We start from the raw sequence: 7,256 nt of genomic DNA, 5'->3' as shown, positions 1-7,256 counted from the left end.
GCCCGGCGGTGGTGCCGTTGGTGATCGAGTCGAGTTGGGTCCAATCGACACCGAGCTGGTCGAGTGCCGAGAGAACCCCGTCGTAGAGCTGGCTAGGGGTGGTAAGTGCCTTGGCTGTACGGGTGTTGCCATCATCGTCGATGACTACCGCGTCGGTAAAAGTACCGCCTATGTCCACCGCTACGCGCATCGGCTCCCCAGGAGATGGCTGCTAGCTACAAGCGAACAACGCGCCAGCGCGCGCCGACACGTTGAGAGAGGTCTCTTCGCTGATCGGGTTTTTCTTCCGCCCGCTACCGGAGCAGCCGGGCGTACCGAATAGGCATCCTACGGGGCGGGAGTGGCCGGTGCAACCTGGCGGTAGGTCAGGGGTTCCGGTCGCTGAAGAGGGTGCCGCCAACGGCCCAGTCGTCCGCGCCGATGTCATGGAAGACGACCGTGACCAGGTCCTTGGGCGAGCCCTGGTGATGGTGAACCACATTGCGGGCGATGCTGTCAGCCACCTCATCCGCAAGCTTGCGCTTCGCCTCCTGAAGGTCGCCCTCCACGAGGTCATACATGAAGTGAATATGAGCGAGCGGCATCAATACCTCCTCACGGGCAAACGGGCTACCACCCGACTAAGGGCACGATAACTGCCGTGACGATCAGGCGGTGCCGAGAGCGCGATACTCGACATGAGGCACGGAAGCCGTCTCCTCCTCGGTCGACTCCAGTGCCGTCGTGATCCGGCTGTAAGCCGTTACAACGTACACAACCCCTCCGACCGTAACGAGAACCGGTGCGGCTGTCGCAAGGGCGGGGCCGGCTCCTAGGGCAACTACGACCGTCATACCGGCGCCGCCGATCGCAGCCCACTTACCTTTATTCACCATGGCTTTCAGCACCCTTCGACCTGCCTGTCGGTACGTCATTTCGTCCTTGTAGACGTAAATGAGGTTCTCGGTAACGCTGACCACGCCTTCAAGCGCCATGCCGATGCATCCTGCGACCGCTGCGGTCTGGAGCGCCTCAGTTGCGACGATCCCGGTGGCATGGAGGGCGTTCAGCGTGTTGGCCTTCGCGAGTTCGAGGGGGGTCATGTCGGCACTGCCGCGGGCCAGGTTGTCACGGGCGGCCTCCCAAACGATGTTGGCATTGTTCATCATCCTTCCAGGCATATTGCTAACTGCTTTGATATGGCTGGCATGCTTCCCGTCGATGAAGGCGAGCACCGCGTCCTCCCCAAGATTCCTGATGGGGAATGGAATGCTCGACTCGTAGAAGGAACTCGCTAGATGGACCGGTCTCCAAGCACCGTGCATGCCCGCCAACGCGAACTTCGTCTTGAGCAATGGTGAGAGATCGTTGAACGTTGGAACAGCCGCCTGAAGGTTCAGAAGAGCTCCCCAGGCTCCTGCCGCTGCTGCTCGTGCCCACTCGTCAGTGTTGTCTCCGGCTGTCTTCGCGCCGGTCCGGAGCGGCTCGAAGGACCCCTGGCACTTTTCTCGGAAGATCCGGCCGTGCTCCAGAACACCGGCAGTGGCTATACCCAAAGCGTTTCCGATCTCGGTGGTCGTGGCGCGGGCCTTGTCGGTGGCTCTTCCGATTCCGGTTGTGGTGCTCTGGGTGATGCCGGCGGTCTTGTCGCCGGCAGCGGCGGTGGCCCTTCCGACCTGGGCCGCTGCGGTCCCGGCGATGTCGCTGATCGTTGCCTGCACGGAAGCTGTAACCGCTTGTGCCAACTCCGCCGGGTTGGCATGAAACCGCAGGTCGGCCTTCCTGACATCTCGAACCGTCGAGCTGGTGTATCGGTAGGCGACGCGGCTGGCTTTGGATGTGATCGATGCAACTCTTTGTGGCGCCCTGGTGACCTTCTGACCTGCGGACTTCAACTGTTGCGTTCGATTGCGGTCGCCGGAGCGTTGGGCGTCGTGATGTTCGGGCATACGGTTGGCATTCCCTCCCAGGAGCTTATGTCAGTGTAACAAAAACATGTGGCTTGTATCCCCGACGGCTCTGAGGTCTTCATCGGATACACATTGATGGTTCTACTTGCGATCTGCGCCACTCTTCAATTCGGCCCAGTTGCGCTGTCGCCTGAGGACATCAGTTTCGGGCGGTAGCATCGGGCTGTGACTGATATAGCCGCAGCCGACAATGATGCCCGACCGGTCGACGGGGACGCTGTGGCTGCCTCCTTGGGCGCCGCGCTCAGGAGACTTCGCAAGGCACAGGGGCTGACCCTGCAGCAACTGGCCTCCCGCTGTGGTTTGTCCCAACCGTTTCTCAGCCAGCTGGAGAACGGGAAGGCCATGCCCAGCCTCATGGCCCTCCACTACGTCGCCCAGGCTCTGGACACCACCGCTCACAGCCTTCTTCAGCCTCAGGAGCGGTTGGACACCAGCCTGGTCCGTCACGGCGAGGGTGAGACCTACCAACTCGTGGAAGGTGCCTCGGTGCGGTTCCTGACCCGGGGAGGTTCCCACCTCATGGAGCCGAACGAGGTGGAGTTCGACCCCGGCGTCGGTACGGTCAACACGGGCCACGAGGGTGAGGAGGTCATTTACGTGCTAGAGGGCTGCCTACGGGTGGAGCTGGAGGGCTCCGCGCCCGTCGAATTGGCCCGAGGCGATGTGTACACCTACCCGGCCACGATCCCGCACACGATCACGGCAGCCGGTCAGACCGGCTGCCGTTTCTTGGTGGTCTCGTCCCCACCCTCCTTCTGAGTAAGAGCCACTGGCCTTCAGCCGATCATGAATGCGGAAGCGTGGACGATTGCGCCTTGGTGGATGAGTGCTTGGCCCACCGTCCTCCCGTCGTTCACATGCAGCTCCGTGCCGAGGCCGACGCCTCGGTTCGCTACAGCCGCCGCCGTGGCGAAGCGCCTGATCCTGTGTAGGGCAAGGGTTGCCGACGGGCGTCCGTTTGCGGTCGGTCGTTCCAGCAGGTGCGAGCGGACCAACCCTTCCCAATGGGGGAGGAGCAGGCCGTGGTTACCGAACACCTCGATCGCCACCACGCGCCTGCCGTGGGCGACCACCACGCCGCACTGGCCGGGCAGCGGCCCCCGCCCGGCGAGGCGCCGGATCGTGTGGCCACGCTGCCGGTCGCGGCGGAGGAACTGCTCGGCGTCCCTAACGGCGCGAGTGCCGGAGTTGACTCCCAGACGGGCCAGTTCCTGGTCGATGGCGTTCCAAACAGCTGCTTGGTCGCTGCGGCGGGATCCTTCCCGGCGGACCGAATCCGCAACCGATGCGTTCTTCGCCCTCCGGGTCCGTCGGGGCGCGAAGGCCCTTCCGCGGGCAAACTCGCGACGGCCACCCCATCTGCCCTGCTCGAGGCACGACACGGGTATGTCCAGATGGGTGGACGGGGCCACCAGGACGCTCGTGTTGAGCACCCGGTCCTGGAGGCCGCCGATGAGCTGTTCTCCCTCCGGGATCAGGATGGGCCGGTTGGTCGGGTTCGCCACCTCAAGGGATGGCACTCTTGAGGCTTGTAATTCCTCGATCACGAGACCGGAGTTCGGGCCCGTGGCGATCTCCGGCAGGTCGTTCCCAGGCAAGTAGACAGGGAACAGCGAGATCCCCAGCCGGGTGATGGGTCGGCCGACCGCCGCCCGGTCCAGATTCGGGACACCCCGGCGCCGCTTCGGGACCCCGGCCTGTCCGCCTCCGGATCTCATCACATCCTCTGCTTCGCGTGTTCCACCGAAGAAGGTTCCGGAATCTCTCGTCCGTTCCATCCTGGTCTTTCCCCGGTACTCGCTCGCGGCTCGCGAGATCGACCGGAACGCCGCGGCAGTGCCCACAGCGCTGGCCTCGAAGTTGGAGATGCTCTCCCGCCGGACCCCGATGCGTCCCCCTTCCAAGTAGCTGTCCTGGTTGGCGCCCATGAACACGAACTCCCAGCCGGCTTCCTGCCGGCGGCTGATCAACTCCGCCACGCTTGTCTGGGTATGGCGGCGAGAGGCGTTTTCCATCCCGTCGCTGAAGATCACCACCAATTGGTCTTCCGCCGGTCGATCGTCCCGGGATCGGGCTTCTATGCGCCGGTCGGCGTGTTCGATGAGATCACCGATAGCGTCCATTAGTGGGGTCGTCCCTCTGGGGCGGTAGATGTCGGAGGTAAGTTCCGGTACGTCCTCGATACGCGCCGAATCGTGGATGATCTCGAACGGGCCCTGGCTGTCGAACTGCACGAGCGTGAGATGCGCTCTCCCGGGTTCCCGAGCCTGATCGGTAACGAACGTGTTGAATCCGCCGATCACGTCCCGGGCCAGAGCACTCATCGATCCGGAACGGTCGAGTAGGAACCAGAGCTTGGCCGGCTCGGTAACGGTTTCGTCAGTCAATGTATCTCTCCTTAGGTCTGGGGTGCCCACACGCCCCGCATTTAGGTAAGACGCCGAGACCCACCGATTTATTCCGATTTGACAATAACTCTAGCCAGAGGTTCTTGTCCTGTCAACACAAACTTGATATCATTGTAGGGATGGGGTGTGACACGAAGGCTCCCGATGGATACGATCCCCGGGCGTACCCGCCGGTCGCCGTCACCGTCGATGTGGTCACATTCACCATCGTCGACAACCACCTTCAGATCCTCCTGGTCCGGCGCGGGCAGCGCCCGGACAAGGGCCTCTGGGCTCTACCTGGGGGTTTCGTGCGCGAAGACGAGGGTCTCGAGGCGGCGGCTCTCCGCGAACTTCACGAGGAGACAGGGGTTGTCGCCGAGCCGCGCCATCTCGAACAACTCGGCACGTACGGAACGCCTGACCGTGACCCGCGGATGCGGGTGGTCACCGTCGCCTACTGGGCCATCCTCGCCAACCTCCCTGAACCCAAGGGAGGCGGAGACGCGGCCGAAGCCAGCCTCTTCTCCGTCGTGATGGTCGAAGCGGATGCTCTCAAGCTGGCCTTCGACCACGGCAACATCATCAAGGAGGCGGTGGAGAGGGTACGGTCGAAGCTCGAATACACCACCCTGGCCGCACAGTTCTGCCCTCCCGAGTTCACCGTCAGCCAGCTACGGCGGGTTTACGAAGCCGTGTGGAACGCCCGCATAGACCCAGGCAACTTCCATCGCAAGGTCACCACAAGTCCCGACTTTCTCCGCTCCACAGGCGGTTCTACGGATCCGCAGGCAAGAGGGGGGCGTCCAGCCAAGATTTATAGCCCTGGCGAGGCGGAGTACATTTCCTCACCGATCATGAGATCTCCGTCTCCTCGCCCCACACCTCGACGAAGACGGCCCCCTCCGGACCAGCCTCCGGACCGTTCAGGGACCGACTGAGCAGACGGCCGACACCCCAGGAGCTCGTTGGTCAACATCCGGAAATCACTGGAGGTCGTCTATAGATTTCCGGGTGGGAGATACCTGTATTCCACGGTAGAGCCGAAGCCGCTCCCGTTAAAGGGCAAGGCCCAGTGCGCCAGAGGGCCAGCGGAGATCCCGGACAACAACTACAGGAAGGACCCGAGCGCCTCCAGCAGGCCGGTGGGGTTGTCGACCGGGATGACGTGGGTGCTGTTTTCCACCTGTACCAGGGTTGCGTTGCCCATGCGGCTTGCCATCTCGGCCATGACATCGTGGTTGACGAAGCTGTCGGTTGCGTGGACCAGTAGGGCAGGGGTCGCCATGCCTTCCAGCCGTTCCCAGTGGTCGTCGGAGCGGAAGGGCCAGCGTTCGAAGAAGTAGGGGTCGTGCTTGGGTGCCAGCCGCCCGCCGTCGACCGGTCCGAAGCTGGTCAACGCGGTCAGCTCCAGCATCTCCTCGGGGGCATTGGGGAAGGCGAACCCGAGGCCGGTCCGTACATCGCCGTGGTCGGCGTGGCTGGTGGGTCGGGGGAAGAGGTCGGTCTCGCTCTGGGCGAACGACGCCTCCACGTCCACCACCACGATGCTTCCCACCCGGTCGGGGTTCTCCGCCGCGTACTGGATGGACACCAGGGCGCCCCAGGATGAACCCATCAGGTCCACCTGGTCCTCACCGAGGGCTTCGACGAGGGCGGCCAGATCCGCCACGTGGTCGGAGGTCGTGTAGTCGTGGCCCGCCGACCACTGGCTCTCGCCGTAGCCGCGGAAGTCGAGGGCCACCACCCGGCGCCGGTCACGGACACCGGCCGCCACGGCCTTCCAGTTCCAGGCGTTGCCGATCACTCCGTGCATGCATATCAGGGTCGTGCCCTCACCCCCGTAGTCCAGGTAATGCAGGCGGTTGCCTTGGGACCCGGTCGTGTATCCATGCCGGACGCTCGGCGTCTCCATGTGTCTCCTCCTTGATGGGTGGGACGGTTCGTTGCTCGCTCCGTGAGTTTGATCATATCTATTGCATCCGTGGCCATGGCAAGCAGCGCGGCACCGAACTCCCGGCCGGATTATTACCATCACCAATATCACTTCGGCTAGTGTTGGAAGGCAAACCGGCGTTGAGAAGGTGGTCCGTATGGGTGTGTTAGACGGCAAGGTGGTCATCATCACCGGCGGCGCTCGCGGCATCGGTCGTGCCTACGCCCTCGGTGTCGCCGCGGAGGGAGCCAGGGTCGTGATCTCAGACCTGCTGGACGGCTCGCCTGTGGTGGAGGAACTGGTCGGCGCCGGCAGTGAAGCCCTGTCCGTCACCACCGACGTGAGCGACGAGGCATCCACGGTGGCCATGGCGGAAGCGGCCATGGATGGGTTCGGGCGGATCGACGTGCTGATCAACAATGCCGCCATGTTCTCCGAGACCACTCGAGGGCCCTTCACTGATGTCACCGTGGCCGAATGGGATCGCACCTTCGAGGTCAACGTCCGCGGGGTGTGGCTGTGTACCAAGGCGGTCTACCCGCACATGGCGGCCCAGGGCTCGGGCAAGATCATCAACATCGCTTCCAATACGTGTTACAAGGGAACCCTGGGCTTCCCCCATTACGTGGCCAGCAAATCCGCCCTGCTGGGCCTCACCAGGTGCCTGGCCAACGAACTGGGCCCCGAGGGGATCACGGTCAACACGGTGTCACCGGACCTCATCCCCAACCCGGACCTCCGTCCCACCGACGCCACCAGCGATCCCTTCGTGGTGTCGGGTCGGGCCATCCGGCGCACGCAGGAGGCTGACGACATGGTGGGAACGATCATCTACCTCAGCTCCCCGGCCTCCGATTTCGTCACCGGCCAGAGCCTGCTGGTCAACGGCGGCGCCTTCTTCCTCTGAACATGTACCCAGGATCTGGACCGGAAGGCAGGTGAGAATGGCCAAGCCGAGCATGCAGGACCTAGCCGATCCGT

At 63.6% G+C, this 7,256-nt stretch carries 8 protein-coding genes; 3 read left to right on the top strand and 5 right to left on the bottom strand.

Translation table 11 applies throughout. The features are described 5' to 3' along the window. The 3 genes from OXK16_11930 to OXK16_11920 form a co-directional block, all read right to left on the bottom strand. Positions 1-190 (bottom strand): hypothetical protein (locus tag OXK16_11930; GenBank protein ID MDE0376649.1); only part of this gene is annotated, 190 nt, incomplete at its 3' end. Positions 191-365: 175 nt separating this feature from the next. Then, positions 366-584, bottom strand: a complete 219-nt coding sequence (locus OXK16_11925) for a tautomerase family protein (protein ID MDE0376648.1) — start codon at positions 582-584, stop codon at positions 366-368. A 63-nt stretch (positions 585-647) separates the two neighbouring features. Beyond that, positions 648-1,700, bottom strand: a complete 1,053-nt coding sequence (locus OXK16_11920) for a hypothetical protein (GenBank protein MDE0376647.1) — start codon at positions 1,698-1,700, stop codon at positions 648-650. A 414-nt stretch (positions 1,701-2,114) separates the two neighbouring features. Between OXK16_11920 and OXK16_11915 the strand changes: the two genes are divergently transcribed. Then, positions 2,115-2,711 (top strand): XRE family transcriptional regulator, encoded by a 597-nt coding sequence (locus OXK16_11915; protein MDE0376646.1) that lies wholly within the window; start codon positions 2,115-2,117, stop codon positions 2,709-2,711. Between the two features lie 17 nt (positions 2,712-2,728). On the opposite strand, the gene OXK16_11910 is transcribed toward OXK16_11915, so the two are convergent. After that, positions 2,729-4,339, bottom strand: a complete 1,611-nt coding sequence (locus OXK16_11910; protein ID MDE0376645.1) for a VWA domain-containing protein — start codon at positions 4,337-4,339, stop codon at positions 2,729-2,731. 140 nt (positions 4,340-4,479) lie between these two features. On the opposite strand from OXK16_11910, the gene OXK16_11905 reads away from it, so the two are divergent. Continuing rightward, a complete protein-coding gene (locus tag OXK16_11905) occupies positions 4,480-5,280 on the top strand; it encodes an NUDIX domain-containing protein (protein MDE0376644.1) in 801 nt (266 codons plus the stop codon). A 170-nt stretch (positions 5,281-5,450) separates the two neighbouring features. Here the strand turns inward: OXK16_11905 and OXK16_11900 are convergent, their stop codons facing one another. Then, entirely contained in the window at positions 5,451-6,254 is an 804-nt protein-coding gene (locus OXK16_11900; protein ID MDE0376643.1) for an alpha/beta hydrolase, read from the bottom strand. 178 nt (positions 6,255-6,432) lie between these two features. Here OXK16_11900 and OXK16_11895 point away from each other — a divergent pair, with 178 nt between their 5' ends. Next, positions 6,433-7,182, top strand: coding sequence for an SDR family oxidoreductase (locus OXK16_11895; protein ID MDE0376642.1), 750 nt, complete (start codon positions 6,433-6,435; stop codon positions 7,180-7,182). Positions 7,183-7,256: the final 74 nt, after the last annotated feature.

Source organism: bacterium (assembly GCA_028821235.1).
Classification (GTDB): Bacteria; Actinomycetota; Acidimicrobiia; order Spongiisociales; family Spongiisociaceae; genus Spongiisocius.
The sequence above is the reverse complement of the archived record's forward strand: the minus strand, read 5'-3'. Positions and strand labels throughout refer to the sequence as shown.

Excerpts from the sequence above, each read along its gene's own strand:
- OXK16_11900 (MDE0376643.1), bottom strand. The coding sequence starts at position 6,254 with ATGGAGACGCCGAGCGTCCGGCATGGATACACGACCGGGTCCCAAGGC.
- OXK16_11925 (MDE0376648.1), bottom strand. The coding sequence starts at position 584 with ATGCCGCTCGCTCATATTCACTTCATGTATGACCTCGTGGAGGGCGAC.
- OXK16_11905 (MDE0376644.1), top strand. The coding sequence starts at position 4,480 with ATGGGGTGTGACACGAAGGCTCCCGATGGATACGATCCCCGGGCGTAC.
- OXK16_11895 (MDE0376642.1), top strand. The coding sequence starts at position 6,433 with ATGGGTGTGTTAGACGGCAAGGTGGTCATCATCACCGGCGGCGCTCGC.